At 61.6% G+C, this 437-nt stretch carries 1 protein-coding gene; it reads right to left on the bottom strand.

Going from position 1 to position 437, the window contains the following annotated elements:
• Positions 1 to 114: 114 nt before the first annotated feature.
• Positions 115 to 437, bottom strand: a 323-nt coding sequence (locus DEQ92_RS22940; RefSeq protein ID WP_115821828.1) for a phosphate ABC transporter ATP-binding protein, incomplete at its 5' end; no start/stop codon positions are given.

Raw genomic sequence — 437 nt, 5'->3', positions numbered from 1 at the left:
ACCTGTCGGCACACAGGACTGCAGTATAAGAGTGTCGCGAAGGAGAGGCACAGCGAGAACAGAAAGCGGCGAAACGCAGAGCGGCGAAAGGGAGAGAGACAGAATCGACGGGCGTTACCCGAACTTGCCCGTGATGTAGTCTTCGACCCGCTGGCTCTCGGGATTCTCGAAGATCTTCTGGGTGTCGTCGAACTCGACGAGTTCACCGCCAGTCAGGAAGACGGCGGTCTGATCCGAGATGCGAGCGGCCTGCTGCATATTGTGCGTCACGATGACGACCGTGTAGTCCTGCGCGAGTTCCTCGATCAGATCCTCGATCTGGGAGGTCGCGACCGGGTCGAGCGCGGACGCGGGTTCGTCCATCAGGAGGACTTCCGGGTCGGGCGCGATGGCGCGAGCGATGCAGAGACGCTGCTGTTGGCCGCCCGAGAGATCCA

The organism is Haloferax sp. Atlit-6N, from assembly GCF_003383195.1.
GTDB lineage: Archaea > Halobacteriota > Halobacteria > Halobacteriales > Haloferacaceae > Haloferax > Haloferax gibbonsii.
The sequence above is the reverse complement of the archived record's forward strand: the minus strand, read 5'-3'. Positions and strand labels throughout refer to the sequence as shown.